General features: G+C 73.6%; 1 protein-coding gene. It reads right to left on the minus strand.

What is annotated here, in order from left to right; genetic code table 11:
• Window positions 1–848: glycosyltransferase family 2 protein (locus tag ACYVE9_RS28340; RefSeq protein WP_461030745.1), on the minus strand; the 848-nt coding region annotated here is incomplete at its 3' end.
• Between the last annotated feature and the right edge of the window lie 132 nt (window positions 849–980).

Here is a 980-nt window from a genome sequence, read left to right on the forward strand (position 1 = left end):
CCCGGCCGGACCCGGCTGGTCAGCCACGCGGCCAGGTGGCGGTAGCAGGCCCGCCGGTCGGCCGGGGACAGCGGCGCCCGGCGGATCGCGGCGACGAAGCCCCAGACGTACTCGGCGAGCAGCCGGGGTGTCGGGTGCAGCAGGCCCGCCCGGCGCGGGTCGAGGTTGACGCACCGGGAGCGCTTGCCCGGGTTGGCCCGCTCGGCGCGGGTGGGGTGGTCGCGGCGGAAGTACAGCAGCTCCGGTACCTGGTGGAACGGTCCGTGCAGGGTGATCTCGGCGACGAACGTGCGGTCCGCGTGGTGGTAGCTGTCGTGCGGCTTCACCCGGCGCAGCACGTCGGCCCGCATCACGCCGTAGAAGTCGTCGCCGCCGGGCTCGAACAGCAGGCTGCGGAAGCGCTCGGGGGCGTGCGGCGAGTCGGTGGTGAGGCCGTACTCGTAGGGGACCTTCACCCGGCCGTCGCCGTCGATGACCGCCTGGCCGCTGTGGGCGAGGACCACCTCCGGTCGCTCGTCCAGCGCCTCGACGCAGCGCCGCAGCAGGTCACGGGCGTACAGGTCGTCGTGGGAGGCCCACTTGAACAGCTCACCGCGGCACTCGGTGAACACGTGGTTGTGGTTCGGCGCGGCGCCGATGTTCCGGGGCAGCCGCAGGTACCGGATGCGCGAGTCGCGGGCCGCGTACCGGCGGCAGATGTCCTGCGTCCCGTCGGTCGAGGCGTTGTCGGAGACGACCAGCTCGAAGTCCTCGTACGTCTGGCCGAGCAGCGCGTCGAAGGCCTCGGCGAGGAACTCCTCGCCGTTGTACACGGGCAGGCCGATGCTCAGCCGGGGAGCGGCGGTCATGGCGTCCTCTCTTCGTTGACGGGGTCGGGGTGGTGCTCGCGCAGGGCGGACCGCAGGTGCAGCCACCACACGGCCGAGGCGCAGACGGTCGCGGCGGCGACGCCCCACGCCGAGCCGACCGTGCCGGCGGCG

This window comes from Streptomyces sparsus (assembly GCF_054776295.1).